This window comes from Pseudomonas sp. H1_D04 (assembly GCF_054683855.1).
The window spans coordinates 672,334-692,710 of record NZ_CP162826.1; the positions used below are offsets into that span (position 1 = coordinate 672,334).

Annotated in this window: 21 protein-coding genes; 13 read left to right on the forward strand and 8 right to left on the reverse strand. The window is 59.4% G+C overall.

The window, feature by feature from the left end; all coding sequences use genetic code 11:
- Window positions 1–4: 4 nt before the first annotated feature.
- Both AB4N82_RS03225 and AB4N82_RS03230 read right to left on the reverse strand, forming a co-directional pair.
- A complete protein-coding gene (locus AB4N82_RS03225) occupies window positions 5–1,096 on the reverse strand; it encodes a hypothetical protein (RefSeq protein ID WP_122764887.1) in 1,092 nt (363 codons plus the stop codon).
- Window positions 1,097–1,352: 256 nt separating this feature from the next.
- Window positions 1,353–1,658, reverse strand: a complete 306-nt coding sequence (locus AB4N82_RS03230; protein ID WP_099601291.1) for a DUF2288 domain-containing protein — start codon at window positions 1,656–1,658, stop codon at window positions 1,353–1,355.
- Between the two features lie 340 nt (window positions 1,659–1,998).
- On the opposite strand from AB4N82_RS03230, the gene AB4N82_RS03235 reads away from it, so the two are divergent.
- From AB4N82_RS03235 to AB4N82_RS03275, 9 genes are all read left to right on the forward strand, one after another.
- Complete coding sequence (locus AB4N82_RS03235) at window positions 1,999–3,126, forward strand: branched-chain amino acid ABC transporter substrate-binding protein (RefSeq protein WP_032891577.1); 1,128 nt, start codon at window positions 1,999–2,001, stop codon at window positions 3,124–3,126.
- A 229-nt stretch (window positions 3,127–3,355) separates the two neighbouring features.
- Window positions 3,356–4,279, forward strand: coding sequence for a high-affinity branched-chain amino acid ABC transporter permease LivH (livH, locus tag AB4N82_RS03240; RefSeq protein ID WP_003172375.1), 924 nt, complete (start codon window positions 3,356–3,358; stop codon window positions 4,277–4,279).
- Entirely contained in the window at window positions 4,276–5,529 is a 1,254-nt protein-coding gene (locus tag AB4N82_RS03245; protein ID WP_095184031.1) for a high-affinity branched-chain amino acid ABC transporter permease LivM, read from the forward strand. The genes livH and AB4N82_RS03245 overlap by 4 nt, the downstream gene beginning before the upstream one ends.
- The gene (livG, locus tag AB4N82_RS03250; protein WP_012722652.1) at window positions 5,526–6,293 is read left to right on the forward strand and encodes a high-affinity branched-chain amino acid ABC transporter ATP-binding protein LivG; all 768 of its coding nucleotides are present in this window, start codon (window positions 5,526–5,528) and stop codon (window positions 6,291–6,293) included. The genes AB4N82_RS03245 and livG overlap by 4 nt, the downstream gene beginning before the upstream one ends.
- A gap of 1 nt (window position 6,294) precedes the next feature.
- Window positions 6,295–6,996: an ABC transporter ATP-binding protein gene (locus AB4N82_RS03255; RefSeq protein ID WP_010212366.1), complete on the forward strand. Its 702-nt coding sequence runs from the start codon at window positions 6,295–6,297 to the stop codon at window positions 6,994–6,996.
- Window positions 6,997–7,234: 238 nt separating this feature from the next.
- The gene (gene bufA1 / locus AB4N82_RS03260) at window positions 7,235–7,531 is read left to right on the forward strand and encodes a BufA1 family periplasmic bufferin-type metallophore (protein WP_032891579.1); all 297 of its coding nucleotides are present in this window, start codon (window positions 7,235–7,237) and stop codon (window positions 7,529–7,531) included.
- 26 nt (window positions 7,532–7,557) lie between these two features.
- Window positions 7,558–8,433, forward strand: coding sequence for an MNIO family bufferin maturase (bufB, locus tag AB4N82_RS03265; RefSeq protein WP_122764885.1), 876 nt, complete (start codon window positions 7,558–7,560; stop codon window positions 8,431–8,433).
- Window positions 8,430–9,206 carry an HvfC/BufC family peptide modification chaperone gene (locus AB4N82_RS03270; protein WP_122764884.1) on the forward strand — a complete coding sequence of 259 codons (777 nt, stop codon included), beginning with the start codon at window positions 8,430–8,432 and terminating at the stop codon, window positions 9,204–9,206. The genes bufB and AB4N82_RS03270 overlap by 4 nt, the downstream gene beginning before the upstream one ends.
- Window positions 9,203–9,688, forward strand: a complete 486-nt coding sequence (locus AB4N82_RS03275) for a DoxX family protein (protein ID WP_122764883.1) — start codon at window positions 9,203–9,205, stop codon at window positions 9,686–9,688. The genes AB4N82_RS03270 and AB4N82_RS03275 overlap by 4 nt, the downstream gene beginning before the upstream one ends.
- Here AB4N82_RS03275 and AB4N82_RS03280 read toward each other — a convergent pair.
- Complete coding sequence (locus AB4N82_RS03280; RefSeq protein WP_095184028.1) at window positions 9,685–10,593, reverse strand: LysR family transcriptional regulator; 909 nt, start codon at window positions 10,591–10,593, stop codon at window positions 9,685–9,687. The genes AB4N82_RS03275 and AB4N82_RS03280 overlap by 4 nt on opposite strands.
- 103 nt (window positions 10,594–10,696) lie before the next feature.
- Here AB4N82_RS03280 and AB4N82_RS03285 point away from each other — a divergent pair, with 103 nt between their 5' ends.
- From AB4N82_RS03285 to AB4N82_RS03295, 3 genes are all read left to right on the forward strand, one after another.
- Window positions 10,697–11,296, forward strand: coding sequence for a short chain dehydrogenase (locus tag AB4N82_RS03285; RefSeq protein ID WP_032891585.1), 600 nt, complete (start codon window positions 10,697–10,699; stop codon window positions 11,294–11,296).
- 97 nt (window positions 11,297–11,393) lie between these two features.
- The gene (locus AB4N82_RS03290) at window positions 11,394–12,065 is read left to right on the forward strand and encodes a COG3650 family protein (protein WP_032891587.1); all 672 of its coding nucleotides are present in this window, start codon (window positions 11,394–11,396) and stop codon (window positions 12,063–12,065) included.
- Between the two features lie 105 nt (window positions 12,066–12,170).
- Complete coding sequence (locus AB4N82_RS03295; protein WP_099601288.1) at window positions 12,171–13,784, forward strand: NAD(P)/FAD-dependent oxidoreductase; 1,614 nt, start codon at window positions 12,171–12,173, stop codon at window positions 13,782–13,784.
- Between the two features lie 122 nt (window positions 13,785–13,906).
- Here AB4N82_RS03295 and AB4N82_RS03300 read toward each other — a convergent pair whose 3' ends face one another.
- Window positions 13,907–15,001 (reverse strand): PLP-dependent cysteine synthase family protein, encoded by a 1,095-nt coding sequence (locus AB4N82_RS03300; RefSeq protein ID WP_099601287.1) that lies wholly within the window; start codon window positions 14,999–15,001, stop codon window positions 13,907–13,909.
- Between the two features lie 216 nt (window positions 15,002–15,217).
- On the opposite strand from AB4N82_RS03300, the gene nhaA reads away from it, so the two are divergent.
- On the forward strand, window positions 15,218–16,393 hold the full coding sequence (nhaA, locus tag AB4N82_RS03305; RefSeq protein ID WP_095184026.1) for a Na+/H+ antiporter NhaA: 1,176 nt from the start codon (window positions 15,218–15,220) through the stop codon (window positions 16,391–16,393).
- A gap of 77 nt (window positions 16,394–16,470) precedes the next feature.
- Here nhaA and AB4N82_RS03310 read toward each other — a convergent pair whose 3' ends face one another.
- The 4 genes from AB4N82_RS03310 to AB4N82_RS03325 all read right to left on the reverse strand — a co-directional run bounded on the left by AB4N82_RS03310 (window position 16,471) and on the right by AB4N82_RS03325 (window position 20,306).
- Window positions 16,471–16,935, reverse strand: coding sequence for an outer membrane lipoprotein (locus tag AB4N82_RS03310; RefSeq protein WP_003189251.1), 465 nt, complete (start codon window positions 16,933–16,935; stop codon window positions 16,471–16,473).
- 264 nt (window positions 16,936–17,199) lie between these two features.
- A complete protein-coding gene (pdxH, locus tag AB4N82_RS03315) occupies window positions 17,200–17,847 on the reverse strand; it encodes a pyridoxamine 5'-phosphate oxidase (RefSeq protein WP_032891594.1) in 648 nt (215 codons plus the stop codon).
- Window positions 17,848–17,874: 27 nt separating this feature from the next.
- Complete coding sequence (locus AB4N82_RS03320) at window positions 17,875–19,017, reverse strand: OmpA family protein (RefSeq protein WP_095184024.1); 1,143 nt, start codon at window positions 19,015–19,017, stop codon at window positions 17,875–17,877.
- 143 nt (window positions 19,018–19,160) lie between these two features.
- Window positions 19,161–20,306 carry a serine hydrolase domain-containing protein gene (locus AB4N82_RS03325; protein WP_122764979.1) on the reverse strand — a complete coding sequence of 382 codons (1,146 nt, stop codon included), beginning with the start codon at window positions 20,304–20,306 and terminating at the stop codon, window positions 19,161–19,163.
- Window positions 20,307–20,377: the final 71 nt, after the last annotated feature.

The following is a 20,377-nucleotide window of genomic DNA, read 5'->3' on the forward strand; positions in this document are numbered from 1 at the left end:
AACGTCATTGCGTCATGCGCTGGCGCAGGAACGCGAGGATGGTTTGTTCGTCAGCGCGCTTGGCAGGCCGGGGAATATGCTTCGGCCAGCCGGCGTCTTTCGCGCCGAAAAACCGCTGCTGCTCCGCCTCATCCCAGCCGCGAATCTCCCGGGAAGCCGATTCCCACCAGCCATGTCGGCACACGTCGTAGTACGGATGCTCGGGCGCCGAACTGCCATAGAGCAGATCGCGGCCGACCTTTTTGACACGCTTGCACTGATTGCGCAGCTTCCATTTGATGCGCAATCGCTGCCAGGGCGAGGGCACCGGCTTGACCCGCGGCACATCAAGGCAACGCGCTACCAGCTCAGGGCCGAATACCTCACCGTGCTGGGCGAAGAAGTGTGCCTGCATGGCATGGAAGAAGCGCTTGTCGGCATAGTAGTGATGCACGAACTTGCACGCCTCGCGCACCTTCTGTTCGCGCATCGCAAAGGAAATCGCGATTTGCTCGATGGTGTGGATATCGAACGAGTGCTGGGTCCACTCGTCGATCAGGCAGATGGACGCTTCGAGCAGCGGCGCATCACTGGCGCGGACACCGCACAGGCCACTGTTGTAGAGCTTGAAGCTGTTATCGGCAGAGATGCCATGGGCCTGTAGGTGCTCGCCCAACTTGAGGTAGTCAGGACGCTTGCACACGTAGCTCCAGTCGTATTCGAAGCCATCCATCACGTACTGGCCCGGCTCGATCAGCTCAAGCACGCGATGGGGGGATTTGAGAAACAGGGTGTCGGTGTCAACGAACAGGGTCTTGTCCGCAAGCGCAAGCCCGTGGGCAATCGCGCACGCCTTGCGGCGGTGGGCATAGCCGTTTTCACCCTGCCATTGGGTCAGGGTCTGCTCGTCCAAGGTGATGGTCTCAACCGGCCAGCCGAAGTAATCCTGGGGGCGATCGGTCATGACACGGATGCACAACGACTCGCCCGCTTTGAGCTGGGACAAGGCAGTGAGGATACTGAACTTGGCTTCGCGCCGATAAACGTCCTGATTACCGTAAATAAGGTAAAGCAGCTGGTGCGAGGACTTGGCTAAAGGGGGCAGCGCTGACGGCATGACGAGCTCCGGGTGACAAGCGGCGAACTTTACCGGAATTCACCCTTTCCCATGTCATGATCTGACAGCCGCTACGCTTTATTCACACTGAGAAACAATTCTCCCGCCTATTCGCTCGCAAGATAACTGTTCCCATGACGCGCACGTCACCCTGAGCTGTGACCTTTCTCCACGGCAAGATGCCATCACCGTATCTGCGGTTACTCCGCTACACACTTTTGCCACGGAAAAACACGCACCGTTTTAGTGCTCACCTCTATTGCGCTGCCCTTTCCTGGATCAATATCCACGGCGAAACCACCACCGCCCACAAACTCGGGTCACGCTCCACCAGGTCCAATGCCCGCGTCGCAGACACTTCGCCCAGGCTACCCGAGGCCAGCCAGGCAGCGACTTTGTCACGGTTGTCCTCGGCCATTCCCTCGGCGGCTTCGATCAAATCCAAGCCGGTGTCGACCCACAATAGGGCACCCTTGGCAAAGAACGGTTCAAGCTCTTTCCAGGAAATTTCGGCGGTTTCACCGAGCAGCTTGGCATAGAGGGTGCTAGGTTCTTGCGTCATGGGAGTTCACCTTGGGAAAAAATCGGCGCAATCATAACGTCGCGACCGAGGTAGAAAAACCCAGTTGCAAATGAGTCATCGATAGAAAGTGTCAGGAAAGCCAAGGATTGCCCGAAACTCTGGCATCACCCCGCCGCAATTCTGTCTTTTTCTTTCATTTAAGCGACACGCCAAGGTTTTGCCCCCAGCAGCCAGCTTTTCAAGCGATGAACCGGCGCTCTACACTGTACCGGTACAGTTGCCAGGGCACTGCCGGGGGATATCCGAGATATCTGATCCGGTTCTGCAGCTCACAAGGCCGCTAGAACTATAAAAAATACAACAGTAAGAGTGGAGCACTATGAATAAGGCTACTAAGCAGATTTCCAAACTGTTTGCCGCTATGGTCCTGGCTGGGGTTGCCGGCCATTCGTTCGCAGCTGACACCATCAAGATCGGCATCGCCGGTCCAAAGACTGGTCCTGTAACGCAATACGGCGACATGCAATTCATGGGTGCCAAGCAAGCTATCGCCGATATCAACGCCAAAGGCGGCGTCGACGGCAAAATGCTTGAAGCCAAGGAATACGACGACGCTTGCGACCCTAAACAAGCCGTGGCTGTCGCCAACAAAGTGGTTAACGACGGCGTTAAGTTCGTGGTCGGTCACCTCTGCTCCAGCTCCACTCAGCCAGCGTCCGACATCTATGAAGACGAAGGCGTGATCATGATTACCCCGGCGGCCACCAGCCCGGAAATCACCGCCCGTGGTTACAAGCTGATCTTCCGTACCATCGGCCTCGACAGCGCCCAAGGCCCAGCGGCCGGCAACTACATCGCCGACCACGTGAAGCCTAAAATCGTTGCCGTCCTGCACGACAAACAGCAATACGGCGAAGGCATCGCCACCGCCGTCAAAAAGACCCTGGAAGAAAAAGGCACCAAAGTTGCCGTCTTCGAAGGCCTGAACGCTGGCGACAAAGACTTCTCCTCGATCATCCAGAAACTCAAACAAGCCAACGTCGACTTCGTCTACTACGGCGGCTACCACCCTGAGCTGGGCCTGATCCTGCGCCAAGCCAAGGAAAAAGGCCTGAACGCCAAGTTCATGGGCCCTGAAGGCGTCGGCAACGACTCCATCTCGCAAATCGCCCAAGGTGCTTCCGAAGGCCTGCTGGTGACCCTGCCGAAATCCTTCGACACCGACCCGGCCAACAAAGCCATCGTTGAAGAGTTCACCAAGAACAAGCAGGACCCAACCGGTCCGTTCGTGTTCCCGGCCTACTCGGCCATTGAAGTCATTGCCGGCGGTATTACCGCTGCCAAGAGCGAAGACACCGCCAAAGTGGCTGCCGCCATCCACGCGGGCACCTTCAAGACCCCTACCGGCGAGCTGAGCTTCGACGCCAAGGGCGACCTGAAGGACTTCAAGTTCGTGGTCTACGAATGGCACTTCGGCAAACCAAAAACCGAAGTTTCCCCTCAGTAAGCCAGCCGTTACTGGTCCAACAAGCCCACTGTGAGAGCAGTGGGCTTTGTTTTACGAGGTTTATGGGCCTGTCACCCGCGATCCGGGCGCTGGCTCACCTGAAAATCTTAAAACCGTCACCAGCGGTTCGCTGGCAAACGCTTTGTGCAAATGTGCTCACAGAACACAGCACAGGGCCGGAACATGACTCCACCAGTGAAATGCGTATCGGGTTTTTAGGAGCGCTGTAATGCCTGAGATCTATCATTTTTTCCAACAGCTGGTTAATGGCCTGACCATTGGCAGCACCTATGCCTTGATAGCCATTGGCTACACAATGGTTTACGGCATCATTGGAATGATCAACTTCGCCCATGGCGAGGTGTACATGATTGGTTCCTACGTGGCCTTCATCGCCCTTGCCGGGCTGGCCATGATGGGTATCCACTCCCTGCCGCTGTTGATGACCGCCGCGTTCCTTGCGTCGATCGTCGTAACCAGTGCCTATGGCTACAGTATCGAGCGCGTTGCCTACCGTCCCTTGCGTGGCAGCAACCGTTTGATCCCGCTGATTTCCGCCATCGGCATGTCGATTTTCCTGCAGAACACCGTATTGCTGTCTCAGGACTCCAAGGATAAATCCATCCCGAACCTGATTCCGGGGAGCTTCTCCTTCGGCCCAGGTGGTGCGGAAGAAGTGCTGATTTCCTACATGCAGATCCTGGTCTTCGTCGTCACCCTGGTGGCCATGCTGGGCCTGACCCTGTTCATCTCCCGCTCCCGTCTGGGGCGCGCCTGCCGGGCCTGTGCCGAAGACATCAAGATGGCCAACCTGTTGGGCATCAACACCAACAACATCATCGCCCTGACCTTCGTGATCGGTGCTGCGCTGGCAGCCGTCGCGGCGGTACTGCTGAGCATGCAGTACGGCGTAATCAACCCCAACGCCGGTTTCCTGGTAGGCCTCAAGGCTTTTACCGCAGCGGTATTGGGCGGTATCGGCAGTATCCCGGGCGCGATGCTCGGCGGGCTGGTGCTGGGTGTGGCCGAGGCGTTTGGTGCCGATATCTTCGGCGACCAGTACAAGGACGTCGTGGCGTTCGGCCTGTTGGTTCTGGTGCTGTTGTTCCGTCCGACCGGCATCCTGGGCCGTCCGGAGGTTGAGAAAGTATGAGCAGATATCTTAAATCGGCGTTTTTCAGCGCCTTGCTGGTGTGGGCCGTGGCCTTCCCGGTACTCGGCCTCAAGCTGAGCATTGTCGGCATCAACCTGGAAGTGCATGGCACCGGTCCCGTGACCCTGACCATCATCGCCCTGTGTTCGGTGCTGATGTTCCTGCGTGTGCTGTTCACCCAGCAGGTCGGCGCTCTGTTCAAGAGCAACCGTGGTCCGTTGGTATCGCCTAAGGTCAGCCAATTCCTGACCCTGCCGCGCACCCAGCGCTACATCATCATCGGCCTGATCGTGGCCGCGCTGATCTGGCCGTTCTTTGGCTCGCGCGGTGCCGTAGACATCGCCACCCTGATCCTGATCTACGTGTTGCTGGGCCTGGGCCTGAACATCGTGGTGGGCCTCGCCGGCCTGCTCGACCTGGGTTATGTGGGTTTCTACGCCGTGGGTGCCTACACCTACGCGCTGCTCTCGCACTATCTGGGCTGGAGCTTCTGGATCTGCCTGCCGCTGGCCGGCATGGCGGCGGCCACGTTCGGCTTTCTGCTGGGCTTCCCGGTACTGCGACTGCGCGGTGACTACCTGGCCATCGTGACCCTGGGTTTCGGCGAGATCATTCGTCTGTTCCTGCGTAACCTCACGGACATCACCGGCGGCCCCAACGGCATTAGCAGCATCCCCAAGCCAACGTTCTTCGGGCTGTCGTTCGACCGCACCGCTGCCGAAGGCATGCAGACCTTCCACGAGTACTTCGGGATTGCCTACAACCCGGTAAGCAAAGTGGTGTTCCTGTACCTGGTGGCGCTGTTGCTGGCGCTGGCGGCATTGTTCGTGATCAACCGCCTGCTGCGCATGCCAATCGGCCGTGCTTGGGAAGCGTTGCGCGAAGATGAAATCGCCTGCCGCGCCCTGGGTCTGAACCCGACCATCATCAAGCTCTCCGCCTTCACCCTGGGTGCTGCGTTCGCCGGTTTTGCCGGCAGCTTCTTCGCCGCGCGCCAAGGCCTGGTGACACCGGAGTCGTTCACCTTTATCGAGTCGGCGATCATCCTCGCCATCGTGGTATTGGGCGGCATGGGCTCGCAACTGGGCGTGATCCTCGCCGCGATCGTGATGATCCTGCTGCCGGAAATGATGCGTGAATTCAGCGAATACCGCATGTTGATGTTCGGCGCCATGATGGTGCTGATGATGATCTGGCGTCCTCAAGGTCTGCTGCCCATGCAACGTCCACACATGGAGCTGCGCAAATGAGCCGCGAGATCCTGAAAGTCGAAAATCTGAGCATGCGCTTTGGCGGTTTGCTGGCGGTCAACGGCGTGGCCCTGACCGTGAAAGAGAAACAGGTGGTTGCATTGATCGGCCCCAACGGCGCCGGCAAGACCACGGTGTTCAACTGCCTCACCGGCTTCTACAAGCCAAGCGGTGGCAGCATCCTGCTGGACGGCCAGCCGATCCAGGGTTTGGCCGGTCACGAGATCGCCCGCAAGGGCGTGGTGCGTACCTTCCAGAACGTGCGGTTGTTCAAAGACATGACGGCGGTCGAAAACCTGTTGATCGCCCAACACCGTCACCTGAACACCAACTTCTTTGCAGGCCTGTTCAAGACCCCGGCGTTTCGCAAAAGCGAGCGCGAGGCCATGGAATACGCGGAGTACTGGCTGGACAAGGTCAACCTCACCGAGTTTGCCAACCGTCCCGCCGGCACCCTGGCCTACGGTCAGCAACGTCGCCTGGAAATCGCCCGCTGCATGATGACCCGCCCGCGGATCCTCATGCTCGACGAACCAGCCGCCGGCCTGAACCCAAAGGAAACTGAAGATCTCAAGGCGCTGATCGGTGTGCTGCGTGAAGAAAACAACGCCACGGTGCTGTTGATCGAACACGACATGAAACTGGTCATGAGCATTTCCGACCACATCGTGGTGATCAACCAGGGCACGCCCCTGGCCGACGGGACGCCGGAGCAGATCCGCGACAATCCTGAAGTGATCAAAGCCTATTTGGGGGAAGCGTAAAATGCTGCAATTTGAAAACGTTTCCACTTTCTACGGCAAGATCCAGGCCCTGCACAGCGTCAATGTGGAAGTACGCCAGGGTGAAATCGTGACCCTGATCGGCGCCAACGGCGCCGGCAAGTCCACCTTGTTGATGACCTTGTGCGGTTCGCCACAGGCCCACAGCGGCAGCATCCGCTACATGGGTGAAGAACTGGTGGGCCAGCAGTCTTCGCAGATCATGCGCAAGAGCATTGCGGTGGTGCCGGAAGGCCGCCGAGTGTTCTCGCGACTGACCGTCGAAGAAAACCTGGCCATGGGCGGGTTCTTCACCGACAAGGGCGACTACCAGGAGCAAATGGACAAGGTGCTGCACCTGTTCCCCCGGCTCAAGGAGCGCTTCAGTCAGCGCGGCGGCACCATGTCCGGCGGCGAGCAGCAAATGCTCGCCATCGGCCGGGCGCTGATGAGCAAGCCCAAGCTGTTGCTCCTGGACGAACCGTCCCTGGGCCTGGCACCGATCATCATCCAGCAGATTTTCGACATCATCGAACAGCTGCGCAAAGACGGTGTGACCGTGTTTCTGGTGGAACAGAACGCCAACCAGGCGCTGAAAATCGCCGACCGCGCCTATGTACTGGAAAACGGTCGTGTGGTGATGCAGGGCACTGGCGAGCAGTTGCTGACGGATCCGAAGGTGCGCGAGGCGTACTTGGGCGGCTAAGAGACGGTTGCTGAATAAACCGGATCTAAATGTGGGAGGGAGCTTGCTCCCGATGGCGGCATATCAGGCACAGAGCATGTGACTGATAGTCCGCCATCGGAAGCAAGCTCCCTCCCACATTTGTTTTGCACCGTTTGAAAGTTTTTCAACTGCCTTTGTAACGAACTCAATCCTCCCTTCTCTAGTGGTGCATGCAGGCAATCAAGCCTGCCCACTCAACCACTGCTGGAGAAACACCATGACGACCAAACTGTCCGCCGCGTCCCTCGTCCTCGCCCTGAGTTCTGCCTTGAGCCTCTCCGCTCTGACCAGCACCGTCCACGCCGCCGACGACATGCAAAAATGCTTCGGCGTCGCTGAAGCCGGTAAGAACGATTGCGCCGCAGGCGCAGGCACCTCCTGTGCCGGCAGCTCGAAAACCAAGGATCAGGCCAACGCCTGGAAACTGGTCCCCGCCGGCACCTGCACCCAAACCCCCAGCTCCACCTCGCCGACCGGTTTCGGCCAGGAAGCTGCCTTCACCGCCAAGTCGTGAAACCCTGCACAGCCTGAGTACGGATCATGACGCTTTCACGCCAGCACACGGTCTCACACGCTCAGGCGCCCGGCCTCCCCTGTCGGGCCGGGCTGGGGCTGAAGAGCGAGCACTTCACCGAAGTGCTCCAGACCCTTCCCGATGTCGGTTTTTTTGAAATACACGCCGAAAACTACATGGTGGCCGGCGGCCCGTTTCATCACTACCTAGGGTTGATTCGCCAACAGTACTCGCTGTCGCTGCACGGCGTGGGCCTGTCCATCGGCGGCGAAGGCCCGCTCAACCGTGAGCACCTGGCGCGCCTGGCAACGCTGATCGAACGCTACCAACCCCACTCCTTTTCCGAACACTTGGCCTGGTCCAGCCACGGCCCGGTGTTTCTCAATGACTTACTGCCCCTGGCCTACGACGCAGACACGCTGAACCGGGTATGCGAACACGTCGACCAGGTGCAGAGCACGCTCAAGCGGCCCATGCTGCTAGAGAATCCATCGACCTATTTGCAGTTCCAGCGCTCTACCCTGGACGAGACCGACTTCATCAGCGAGACCATCCGCCGCACTGGCTGTGGCTTGCTGCTGGATGTGAACAATGCCTACGTGTCGTGTATCAACCACCAGCGCGACCCGCTCACTTACATCGACGCCCTGCCGTTGCACGCGGTGGGCGAGATTCACCTGGCCGGCTTTGGCGAGGACACCGACAACCTGGGTGATCGCCTGCTGATCGACGACCATGGTGCCCCCATCAACAACGCCGTATGGCAACTGTACAAACAGGTGCTCACACGAACTGGCCCGGTCGCCACGCTCATTGAACGTGACAACCACGTGCCGGCCTTTAACGTTTTGCACGCTGAAGCCCAACAGGCCGAGCACTATTTATCGCAGGTCCGCCCATGAGCCTTCACGACGCCTTCACCAGCGCCTTGCTGGCACCCGACCTGCCCTGCCCGGACGGCCTGTTCAGCAGTAACGGTGCCGACCCGGCCAGTCGCTTTGCGGTATATCGCAACAATGTTCACAGCTCATTGATCAATGCACTGGCATCGGCCTATCCCGTGACAGTGCAATTGGTAGGCGATGAGTTTTTCCGCGCCATGGTCGGCGTTTACGTCCAGGCGCACCCGCCTACCAGCCCACTGATCAGTGACTACGGCAGCACATTCGCCGACTTCATCCAGGGTTTCGATCCGGCCTCCAGTGTGCCTTATCTGGCCGACGTGGCCCGCTTGGAACGCTTGCGGGTTCGTGCCTATCACGCGGCAGATACGCCGGCGGTGAGTCAGCAAGCCGCCCTGCAACAGCTGCAGGCCCAAACGGAGCTGGGCGCATTGCGCCTACGGCTGCACCCATCCCTTGCCGCTTTGACCTCAGCCTACGCCGTGGTTGCGGTATGGGCGGCGCACCAGACCGAGGGCGCCTTGGCCACTCTTGATCCTTACAAAGCCCAAAGTGCATTGGTGCTGCGCCAGGGGTTGATCGTCAAGGTCTTCGCCGTCGACGGCGGCGCTGTCGCTTTTATCAATAGCCTGAACCACGGCGCCGCATTGGAAATGGCCGTGGCGGATGCGCTTAAAGCCTGCGCCGAGTTCGACCTGCACCAGTGTCTGTCACTGCTGATCAACCACGACGCCATCACTCACTTGCTCCCAGAACAAAAGGTATCGCCATGAACACTAGCCCTTCGTGCCGGATCAAACAGACCATCGTTCTTTTCGAGAAAATCCCCTACAGCCTGATCGCGTTTATTGCGCGCTTTTCAATCGCGGCAGTGTTCTGGAAATCTGGGCAAACCAAAGTAGAAGGCTTCGCCATCGATCTGGTCAGCGGCACGTTCCAACTCGGTGAACCCACACTCGCCGCCTCGACACTGCCGCTGTTTCGCAGTGAGTACCACGTGCCGTTGATATCGCCGGAAGTGGCCGCGCACATGGCGGCGTTTGCAGAGCACTTTTTCCCGGTGCTGATATTGGTGGGGTTCGCCACGCGCTTCTCAGCCCTGGCCTTGATTGGCATGACGTTGGTCATTCAATTGTTCGTGTACCCGGACGCCTACCCCACCCACGGCACTTGGCTTGCGCTGCTGTTGCTATTGGTTGCCAAGGGCCCTGGTTGCTTGTCCATCGACCACTTGATCGCCCGCCGCTACCGTTAAAGACGATCCAACGCCTCGCCGCTGCGCTTGAACCACTCCACCAGGTAGTCGGCCAGAACCTGGGTGCGCCTGGGCAGGCCACCTTGATAAGGGTGAACCAGGTACATCGGCAGGCTTCGAGTCTGATAGTCACGCAGCAACCAGCGCAATCGACCGTCGGCCAGTTCCGTCGGCAGCACGTAGGACGGCAACCGGGCAATACCAGCGCCTACCAGCGCTGCCTTCTTCAGCAAGTTGTAATGGTTGGAGGCAAAGGTGCCGCTTACCCTGACCCGCAACAACTCGTGCTGCTGGTGATACAGCCATTCCTCGCGGCCGCTGTAGTGGCTGTTGAGCAAGCAGGTGTGCGCCGCAAGATCCGCCGGGGTCAGCGGTTCGCCGTGCTGCTCCAGATAGGCGGGGCTGGCGCAAGTCATCTCATGCCAGGCCAGCAGAGGCTTGGCCACCAGGCGCTCGTTTTCAATCGCACCCGAACGCACCCCCAAGTCGAATCCATCACGCGCGAGGTCTCGATAGCTGTTGTTGAGTTCAATCTCGATCTGCACCTGAGGGTACTGCTTGGAAAATTCCAGCAACAAGCCATCGAAGAAAGTTTCGCCTAATGAAACGGGAACCGTCATACGCACCGGCCCGGCCAGATCGTCCTTGAGCCTCGCCAGTGCCTGACGCGCACGTTCCACCTGCACCACCAATGCCTGGGCCTGTGGCAACAACGCCGCGCCGGCAGCGGTCAGGCTGAGCTTGCGGGTGGTGCGGTGCAACAACACAACACAAAACTGCGCTTCCAGCTGGGAGATACGCTTGGATAACTGGCCCTTACTGCAGCCCAGTTGCTCGGCGGCCACCGTAAAACTGCCGGCTTCGATCAGTACGGCAAAGGCCGCCAGGTCATCCATCTCGCTCATGGATTGTTTCCATTTGAAAACCAAAGGTTGCCTATTACCACGTTTATCCAGCGAAAAAGCCACCCTAGACTGAGCCCTCACTTATCACTGGAGGAACAGCACCATGAAAATCCTATTGATTGGCGCGAGTGGCACCGTCGGCTCGGCAGTCAAGGCCGAACTGGCTCAGCGTCATGAGGTGATCAGCATTGGCCGCACCAGCGGCGACTTCCAAGTGGATATCAGCGACAGCGCGTCAATCCGCAGGTTGTTTGAGCAAACCGGTAAATTCGACGCCCTCATCTGCGCGGCCGGTAGCGTGAATTTCGTGGCGCTGGGTGATATGAGCGAAAACGACTTTGAACTTGGCCTGCGTGACAAGCTGATGGGCCAGGTAAACCTGCTGCTGATCGGCCGCGAGTATGCTAACGACGGCGCCTCGTTCACCTTCACCAGTGGCATTCTCAACCGTGATCCGATTCGGACTGGCGCTTCTGCGGCGCTGGTCAATGGCGCACTCGATGCGTTTGTCAAAGCGGCAGCGATCGAATTGCCACGAGGCCTGCGCATCAACTCCGTGAGCCCCACAGTGCTGGAAGAGGCCATGGGCAGCTACGCACCTTACTTCCGCGGCTATAAGCCTGCTCCGGGCGCTGACGTGGCCTTGGCCTACGCTAAAAGCGTGGAAGGCCTACAGACCGGCCAGACATTTATGGTTGGCTGAATGTAAGGGTTGTAAGAATTACCTGAAGCGGGACAGCGGGGTTGTGATGCACCGCCAGCCTGCGTAACGTGGCGGCACTTGCCTGGAGACCCCGATAATGCGTGCCGCCCGTACCTTTGCTTTGTGTGCTTTGCTTCCCTTTCTAACCGCGTGTCAGGTCTTCGAGAGCGAGCCGGCCAAGCCGTCTACGGTTGGGCTGACCCGCATGCAGGGCCAACTCACAGCCGTAGGCGACAAACTGTTGTTCCAAGCGTGCCACGACCAACGTAACTACGTGGTCAAGGACACCGGCGGCACCAGCATCCTGCAGGAAGCCGCCTCCCTGGCCGGCCAGCAAGGTGCGCTGTTTGCCGACCTGCGCGGTAAGTTTTCGGGCGTCGCCACCGGCACTCAGGGCGAAGTGGAGTTGCAACAGCTCTACCGTGTCGAACGGTCGACCTCGGCCTGCGACGACCCCGATTTCAAACGCATGATCCTGCGCGCCAACGGCCACAAGCCGGCCTGGGCGATGAACGTCACCGCCAAGGGCATGGTGCTGGAACGTGAAGGCCAGCCGCCTTTGGCCGTACCTTATGTAGAAGAGCAGATCGGCGACGGCCGCTTTAACCTGATGACCGAAGCCAACAACCAGCACATCGAGCTGTGGGTGGCTCCGCAACGTTGTGTGGACAGCGTCAGCGGCAGCCTGCAACACATGACCGCCGAATTGCGGATCAACGGTCAAGTCCAGCGTGGCTGCGCGGCTTTCGGTGGTTCGCGGGACGATTGATAGTGTCCTGCGCTTTTTAGCATGACGGGACACCACCGTTGGGGCTTATAATCGCCGGTTTGCAAAACCGCCGGCCTTACCGAATGCCGCACACCGGATCCCGTCATGTTACGAATCACCGAACTCAAGCTGCCCATCGACCATCCCGAAGAAGACCTGCGGCCTGCCATCCTGGCGCGCCTTGGCATCGCCAGTGATGACCTGCTCGATTTCACCCTCTTCAAACGCAGCTACGACGCCCGTAAAAAATCGTCGGAGCTGTGCTTCATCTACACCATCGACTTGGATGTGAAGGGTGAAGCCGCCCTGCTGCTCAAGTTTGCCGATGACCGCAACGTCAACCCGGCGCCGGATGTCAGCTACAAAGTAGTCGGCCAAGCGCCCGAAGGCCTGGCTGAACGGCCGATCGTAGTCGGTTTTGGCCCGTGCGGGATCTTCGCCGGGCTGCTGCTGGCGCAGATGGGTTTCAAGCCGATCATCCTCGAACGCGGCAAGGAAGTGCGCCAGCGCACCAAAGACACCTGGGGCCTGTGGCGCAAAAGCGTACTGAACCCCGAGTCCAACGTGCAGTTTGGTGAAGGCGGCGCCGGCACCTTCTCCGACGGCAAGCTTTACAGCCAGATCAAAGACCCCAAATTCCACGGCCGTAAAGTACTCCACGAGTTCGTCAAAGCCGGCGCGCCGGAAGAAATCCTCTACGTCAGTAAGCCGCACATCGGTACCTTCCGCCTGACCGGCGTGGTGGAACACATGCGCGAGCAGATCATCGCCCTGGGCGGTGAGGTGCGTTTCGAGCAACGCGTGACTGACGTGCTGATTGAAGACGGCCAACTGAACGGCGTGGTGGTGGATGGCGGCGAGCAGATCCTGTCCAGGCACGTGATCCTGGCACTGGGCCACAGCGCCCGAGATACCTTCCGCATGCTTCACGGTCGTGGCGTATACATGGAGGCCAAGCCGTTTTCGGTGGGCTTCCGCATTGAACACCCTCAATCGCTGATCGATGCCGCGCGCCTGGGTAAATACGCCGGGCACCCGAAGCTGGGCGCCGCCGACTACAAACTGGTGCACCACGCGAAGAATGGTCGCTCGGTCTACAGCTTCTGCATGTGCCCTGGCGGCACCGTGGTGGCGGCCACCTCCGAGCCGAACCGCGTTGTGACCAACGGCATGAGCCAGTACTCACGTAACGAGCGCAATGCCAACTCCGGCATCGTGGTCGGCATCACTCCGGAAGTGGACTACCCCGGTGGCCCGCTGGCGGGTATCGAGTTGCAGGAACGCCTGGAGTCCCACGCCTACATTCTCGGTGGCAGCAACTACGAAGCCCCGGCACAACTGGTGGGTGATTTCATCGCCGGCAAGCCGTCCACTGCCCTCGGCAGTGTGGAACCGTCCTACAAGCCTGGCGTGGCTCTGGGCGACCTGGCGTTGGCGCTGCCGGACTTCGCCATCGAAGCCATCCGCGAAGCGCTGCCGGCGTTCGAGAAGCAAATCAAAGGCTACTCGCTGCACGATGCGGTACTGACCGGTATCGAAACGCGCACTTCGTCGCCGCTGCGGATAACCCGTGACGAATCGATGCAGAGCCTGAACGTGAAAGGGCTGTTTCCGGCCGGTGAAGGCGCGGGTTATGCCGGTGGGATTTTGTCGGCGGGTGTTGATGGGATTCGAATTGCCGAGGCGTTGGCGCGGGATATGTTGGGCATCGAGGCCTGAGCACATCCGTGTTCACAAGTGGGAGGGGGCTTGCTCCCGATAGCAGTGGATCAGTCAGGACACATGTGACTGGTCCACCTTCATTGGGAGCAAGCTCCCTCCCACACGGTTTTTGCGTGATTTCAGATGTTAGCGCGCAGGATGCAATCCGGTAGCGGCTCGCCCCGCTCCACACTGGCCGCAACGGCCGCGATTAGCCCTTGCAACTCGTACCCCTGCCCCGCCAACCACACCGGGTTGTAATAGGTTGTGGCGTATCGCTCGCCACCATCGCACAAGATCGCCACGATAGAACCCGACTCCCCCGCAGCCTTCATCTGCTGCGCTGCCACCAACGCGCCAACCAAGTTGGTCCCGCTGGAACCGCCCACTCTCCGCCCCAATCGCTCTGCCAGGTAATGCATGGCTGCCAGTGACAGCGCATCCGGGACCTTGACCATTGCGTCGATCACCTTCGGCAAAAACGACGCCTCGACCCGTGGCCGGCCAATGCCTTCGATACGCGAACCGCAGTCCAGGCGCAGGCTGGCGTCACCCGTCTGGTAATAGTCAAAAAACACCGATCGCTCAGCATCGGCGCATAGCACGCGGGTGGCGTGCTGGCGATACCGCACGTAGCGACCCAATGTCGCCGTGGTGCCGCCGGTGCCGGGGCTGGAAATCAGCCAGCTCGGCTCGGGATGCTGCTCGAAACGCATCTGTTGGAAGATCGACTCGGCGATGTTGTTGTTCGCGCGCCAGTCGGTAGCGCGCTCGGCGTAGGTGAACTGGTCCATGAAGTGACCGCCACTTTCCCGCGCCAAGCGCTCGGATTCTGCATAGATCTGTGTGGGATCTTTTACCAGATGGCTCTTACCGCCATAGAAGGCAATCTGCGCGATTTTTTCCTGGGAAGTGGTGGCCGGCATCACCGCGATAAACGGCAGGCCGAGCAGCCGAGCAAAGTAGGCTTCGGAGATCGCCGTGGAGCCGCTGGAGGCTTCAATCACTGGTGCTCCGGGCTTGAGCCAACCATTGCATAGCGCATACAGAAACAGCGAGCGGGCCAGCCGGTGTTTGAGGCTGCCGGTGGGATGGCTCGACTCGTCCTTGAAGTACAACTCGATACCCGGCAAACCTGGCAGCGGCAAGGGGATCAGGTGGGTGTCAGCGCTGCGCTGGAAGTCTGCTTCGATGATACGAATGGCTTCGCGAGCCCAGGGGCGATGGTCACTCATGGTCGGTTTCTCTAAGAATTTCCAGGTCAATATTAGGATCTTTCCTACACTCGACACAGATACAGTAACGTCTCAATTGGACACACAATTTCAAGCCCCTGACGCAACGCTGAACCTGCCCATTGCTTATAACAAATAAGAATATAACTTTTGTTTTAACAACTAACGGTACGGGTTAGGGTACCCGCCTATTGAATCCTGATTGGAGAGCACCCCTTGGCTCTGCGTAGCACTTTCACTCGTTTCTTCCAGCTGGAAGCCGCCAGCGGTCTGTTGTTGATCGCCGCTGCGGCCCTGGCATTGATCATCAATAACTCACCGTTGTCCCACCTGTACGGCGCGTTTCTCGACGTGCCGGTGGTGGCGCAGATTGGCGCGTTGAAAATCGACAAGCCAGCCTTGTTGTGGATCAACGATGGCCTGATGGCTCTGTTCTTCCTGTTGATCGGCCTGGAGGTCAAGCGCGAGTTGCTTGACGGCCATCTGTCCAAACCGTCGCAAGTGGTCCTGCCCGGTGCGGCCGCCATCGGCGGTATGGTGGTGCCGGCGCTGATCTACTGGGCGATCAACAAGGACTACCCCGCCGCCCTCTCCGGTTGGGCAATCCCCATGGCCACCGACATTGCCTTCGCCCTGGGCGTGTTGGCGCTGCTGGGCAAGCGCGTCCCGACGTCCTTGAAACTGTTCCTGATGACCCTGGCGATCATCGATGACCTGGGCGCGATCATCGTGATCGCAGTGTTTTATTCCGCCGATTTGTCCGGTGCAGCCTTGGCTGGCGCGGGCGCCTGTCTGGTGGCTTTGATCGCGATGAACCGCCTCGGAGTGATCAAGCTCTGGGCCTATCTGATCGTCGGCCTGATCCTGTGGGTATGCGTGCTCAAGAGTGGCGTGCACGCCACACTGGCCGGCGTGACGCTGGCGTTCTGCATCCCGATGCGCACTAAGAACGCCGAGCCCTCGCCGCTGCTGACCCTCGAACACGCTCTGCACCCGTGGGTGGCGTACGGCATCCTGCCGCTGTTCGCCTTCGCTAACGCTGGCGTTTCCCTCACCGGCGTCAGCCTGGAGAGCTTCACCCACCACGTGCCCATGGGCATCGCCGCCGGCCTGCTGATCGGCAAGACCATCGGTGTGTTCGGCCTCACTTGGCTGGCCATCAAGACGGGTCTCGCCACACTGCCTAACGGCGCCAACTGGGGCCAAGTCTTCGGCGTGGCGATCCTGTGCGGTATCGGCTTCACCATGAGCCTGTTCGTCGGCTCCCTGGCATTCGTGCCGGGCGCCAGCGAATTTGCCGGCGAGGATCGAATGGGGATTCTGACCGGGTCGATATTGGCAGCATGTATTGGATATCTGGTAACGGCGATGGCGAGTCGTAAAAAAGCCTGATCCCCCAGAAACAGCGCCTACAAAAAAACCCCAACCGGTCACCCGGTTGGGGTTTTTCTTTACCTGCTGCTTACCGATTAACGGGTAACGCGACTGGTACCATCGACCGTCATGATGCGCACGCGGTCGCCAATGCGGAAGATTTCGTTCTCCTGCACAGCCTGGACGTAAGCGCGCATGCTGCCATCGTCTTCGCGAACGGTGATTTCCACGCCTTGAGTGCGGGTCAGGCCTTCTTCAGTGGCCGAGCCCAGCAGGCCGCCAGCGACTGCGCCGATCACAGCAGTGACGATGCTGCCACGGCCTCCGCCGATGGCGCTGCCGCCAACGCCGCCGATGACTGCGCCGGCAGCGCCGCCGATTGGGGTCTTGGTGCCTTCGATTTTCACCGGACGCAGGGATTCGATGGTACCCATGCGCACGGTCTGTACACGACGCGCTTCATCACGGGAATACGAATCGCCGGTCAAACTTGAGGCGCAGCCACCCAGCAGCAGCGACAGGGTGGTAAAGCAGGCAACCAGTAAAACGGACTTACGCATAGCATCAACTCCAAAGGACAGGTGTTCATTAGACGCTGCGGCTTGGCGCCTGTCACGGCAAGCACCGCAGAAAACTGCTTTCATTCAGCCTGAGTACAGACTGCGTACACCGGAAAACTCGACAAACGGTAGCTCAGTTCGTGTACCAAGAGATGTCACAACGGTTTCATCATTGTAGCCGCGCAGCCGCATGCGACCGAAGTCTCTCCCATAGAGACGTCGGTGCTGCGAACAACATTCAGATGAAGTGACGAAAGGTGACGCTCAGGGTGCCAGGCGCTCGCGGGTCCACTCGCCCCCTTGCAGGCGGTAATTCAAGCGGTCATGCAGGCGGCTGGCGCGACCTTGCCAGAACTCAATACGCTCCGGCAGCAGACGATAGCCACCCCAATGCTCGGGGCAGTCGGGCTGGGTATCGCTGAAGCGCTGCTCAGTGGCCGTGAGCAGGTCTTGCAGTTCTTCACGGTCACGAATGACCTGGCTTTGCGGGGAAGCCCAAGCGCCGAGACGGCTGCCCAGAGGACGGACCTGGTAATAAGCGTCCGACTCCTGAGGCGTGACCTTGACCACCCGCCCTTCGATGCGCACCTGGCGCTCCAGGGTCGGCCAGAAAAACGTCATGGCTGCAAACGGCCGCGCCGCGAGTTGTTCACCCTTCGCGCTCTGATAGTTGGTGAAGAAGGTAAAGCCCTGCGTATCCAAGCCCTTGAGCAGCAGGATGCGGCAGTGCGGGCGACCTTCCTGGTCGACCGTAGCCAGGGTCATGGCATTGGCTTCCACCGGGGGCTGCTCGGTTTTCACCGCATCGGCAAACCACTGGTGGAACAACGCAAACGGCTCGCCCGGGGCCTGGGCCTCGCTCAAACCGTCCCGTGTGTAGTCACGGCGCATATCGGCCAGTGCCTGGGTCATGCGGCTTTATCCTTCTGGTTCAGCAGATCAGTTTTTTGCCTGGTCGTTCGCCGGTGCAGCAGCCTTGGCTTTGGCCGGGGCAGTTTTCTTGGCAGCTGGCTTGGCCGGCGCCTTTTTAGCGGCTGGCTTGGCGGCAGCTTTCTTCGCGGCCGGAGCTTTTTTCGCCGCAGCTTTGGCTGCCGGAGCCGGTGCAGGTACGTTCTGCACGGCAACCATTTCAGCCACAGGCGGCGTCTTGCCCGAGTTGTACTTGCTCAGCAGCGCCAACATAGTTGTACGCTGAGTGAACATAATTTCCATGCGACGGTTCAGCGCACGGCCCTGGGTGCTGTCGTTGGCGGCACGTGGCATCAGGTCACCCATGCCACGCAGCATCAGGCGATCCTGCTTCAAACCGCTGAGGCTGAAAATCGAAGCGATAGACTGCGCGCGCTCCCTGCTCAGCGCCTGGCTCGCCGGGGCGGTGCCGGTGGCGTCAACGTGACCCAAGACCAGTACGGCGGTCTTGGGATCTGCTTCAACAGCCTTGGCAACACGCGTGAACGGGCCAAGGGTAACCGGCAACAGCATGGCTGGACGTTTTGGGTTGTAGGAGCCATCGACCGGCGCAATCACGACGAGCACGTTGTCGCGACGTTCCAGTTGCAGGTTGCTGTCCTTGATGGCGGCGCGCAGGCGCGGCTCATAGTCGTCCAACCAGGCCTGGGTGATTTTCGGGTCCGGCATCGGCACGTTGGTCACGTCGACCTTGGACAATGGCTTGGGTTTGCTTTCGAACGGCCACCACCAGTGAGTTTCGCTGTCGGTCTTGGCGACGGCTGGTGCAGCGGCAGCGGCCGGAGTGGCGGCCTTGAGGTCGGCTTTCAGGTCTGCGGCCTTGGCATCGGCAGCCTTTTCGTCGGTGCTTTTGGAGGAGAACGGCCACCAGCTGGAGCCGGTGTCAGCCTTGGCTGCCGGAGCAGGCGCAGCGGCTACAGGTGCGGCAGGCTTGGCGCCAGCTGCGGGTTTGGCATCCGGCTTGGCCTCGGTCTGGGTCACGACGTCCTTGGTAGCGGCCTTATCAGATCCAAATGACCACCAATGCCCACCCTCGGCATCATTCTGTGGAGTTTGTGCGCAGCCGGTAATGGTGAGGCAAAGCGCCAGTGCCAAGGACTTGTTCGATAACATGAGATATCCACAAAATGAGAAAAGAAACGGGGGTCTGGATGACCCGTTAAACAGACGCTTACAGAACATTAAAGTTACATCATTTCGTTCAGCGTCTTCTTATAGTTGCCTTTGTAACAAAAAAATGTGAAACAGCAAGGGGTTTACAGACAACCGGCCAATATTCCGACCAACTTCTGTGCACGAGGGTCCATAAGTACATAAGGCCCCAATGTATTAGTCACGAAACCAAACGCTACATCGTGTTCGGGGTCGGCAAAACCTACCGATCCACCTGCACCAGGATGCCCAAAAGCACGCGGGCCAAGGCCGAATGTGGCATTAGGCAACTGCGGTTGATCCAACATGCATCCCAAACCAAAGCGAGTTTGTGTCAATAATGTTTTATCCGGCCCGATACTGTGTTCACGGGTCAACTCTTCGAGCATGTCGGCTTCCAACAAACTACCGTCCAACAAACCACTATAAAAACCCGCCAGGCTACGCGCATTACCGTGACCATTAGCCGCGGGCTGCTGCATGCGTCGCCATTCAGGTTTATTAGTACTGGTCAAAATAGACGGTGGATTGGCAAATGCCCGTGTGGTCATGGCGGTGGGTTCACGCATCATTACTTGCAGTAAACGTTGCGCAGCTTCATCGCCCATATTGCCTTTGCTGCGCGCTATATGGGCAACACGATAAAACTCTTCATCCGCCAGGCCCACATGAAAGTCCAGGTCCAACGGCCGTGCAACGCGCGCCACAATGGATTCACCAGGCGCACGCCCATCGGCGCGGCGCAGCAGTTCGCCGACCAGCCAGCCGTAGGTGATCGCCTCGTAACCATGTCCTTGGCCCGGCGTCCACCAGGGTGCTTCGGCCGCGAGGGTGTCGACCATCAGTTGCCAGTCATACAGGGCCTCGGTGGGCAGCATCTCGCGGATCGCCGGCAAACCCGCCTGATGGCAGAGCAACTGGCGCAGCGTGATGCTTTCCTTACCGGCAGCGGCAAATTCCGGCCAGTACTTGGCAACTGGAGCGTCCAACTGCAACTTACCCTCAGCCACCAATTGCAGGGCCGTGACGGCAGTAAATGTCTTGGTGCAGGAGAAAAGATTGACGATGGTGTCGCTGTGCCAGGCCTCGGCACCGTCCTTGTCAGCGGTGCCGGCCCACAGATCGACCACGGTTTCGCCGCCGATCTGAATGCAAAGCCCGGCGCCACGCTCCTGTGGGTCATCGAACAGCGCGGCAAACGCTTCACGTACCGCTTCGAACTGGAGTTCGTAATGACCCTGAATCTGCACGTAAGCCGCCTCGAAAAACACCATGGAAAGTGGCCGACATTGTTCCAGCCCTTGTAGGTTTTGTGAACCCG

Bases quoted from the DNA above. Each gene is read 5' to 3' on its own strand.
- AB4N82_RS03225 (WP_122764887.1), bottom strand. From the start codon at position 1,096: ATGCCGTCAGCGCTGCCCCCTTTAGCCAAGTCCTCGCACCAGCTGCTT.
- AB4N82_RS03230 (WP_099601291.1), bottom strand. From the start codon at position 1,658: ATGACGCAAGAACCTAGCACCCTCTATGCCAAGCTGCTCGGTGAAACC.
- AB4N82_RS03235 (WP_032891577.1), top strand. From the start codon at position 1,999: ATGAATAAGGCTACTAAGCAGATTTCCAAACTGTTTGCCGCTATGGTC.
- livH (WP_003172375.1), top strand. From the start codon at position 3,356: ATGCCTGAGATCTATCATTTTTTCCAACAGCTGGTTAATGGCCTGACC.
- AB4N82_RS03245 (WP_095184031.1), top strand. From the start codon at position 4,276: ATGAGCAGATATCTTAAATCGGCGTTTTTCAGCGCCTTGCTGGTGTGG.
- livG (WP_012722652.1), top strand. From the start codon at position 5,526: ATGAGCCGCGAGATCCTGAAAGTCGAAAATCTGAGCATGCGCTTTGGC.
- AB4N82_RS03255 (WP_010212366.1), top strand. From the start codon at position 6,295: ATGCTGCAATTTGAAAACGTTTCCACTTTCTACGGCAAGATCCAGGCC.
- bufA1 (WP_032891579.1), top strand. From the start codon at position 7,235: ATGACGACCAAACTGTCCGCCGCGTCCCTCGTCCTCGCCCTGAGTTCT.
- bufB (WP_122764885.1), top strand. From the start codon at position 7,558: ATGACGCTTTCACGCCAGCACACGGTCTCACACGCTCAGGCGCCCGGC.
- AB4N82_RS03270 (WP_122764884.1), top strand. From the start codon at position 8,430: ATGAGCCTTCACGACGCCTTCACCAGCGCCTTGCTGGCACCCGACCTG.
- AB4N82_RS03275 (WP_122764883.1), top strand. From the start codon at position 9,203: ATGAACACTAGCCCTTCGTGCCGGATCAAACAGACCATCGTTCTTTTC.
- AB4N82_RS03280 (WP_095184028.1), bottom strand. From the start codon at position 10,593: ATGAGCGAGATGGATGACCTGGCGGCCTTTGCCGTACTGATCGAAGCC.
- AB4N82_RS03285 (WP_032891585.1), top strand. From the start codon at position 10,697: ATGAAAATCCTATTGATTGGCGCGAGTGGCACCGTCGGCTCGGCAGTC.
- AB4N82_RS03290 (WP_032891587.1), top strand. From the start codon at position 11,394: ATGCGTGCCGCCCGTACCTTTGCTTTGTGTGCTTTGCTTCCCTTTCTA.
- AB4N82_RS03295 (WP_099601288.1), top strand. From the start codon at position 12,171: ATGTTACGAATCACCGAACTCAAGCTGCCCATCGACCATCCCGAAGAA.
- AB4N82_RS03300 (WP_099601287.1), bottom strand. From the start codon at position 15,001: ATGAGTGACCATCGCCCCTGGGCTCGCGAAGCCATTCGTATCATCGAA.
- AB4N82_RS03310 (WP_003189251.1), bottom strand. From the start codon at position 16,935: ATGCGTAAGTCCGTTTTACTGGTTGCCTGCTTTACCACCCTGTCGCTG.
- pdxH (WP_032891594.1), bottom strand. From the start codon at position 17,847: ATGACCCAGGCACTGGCCGATATGCGCCGTGACTACACACGGGACGGT.
- AB4N82_RS03320 (WP_095184024.1), bottom strand. From the start codon at position 19,017: ATGTTATCGAACAAGTCCTTGGCACTGGCGCTTTGCCTCACCATTACC.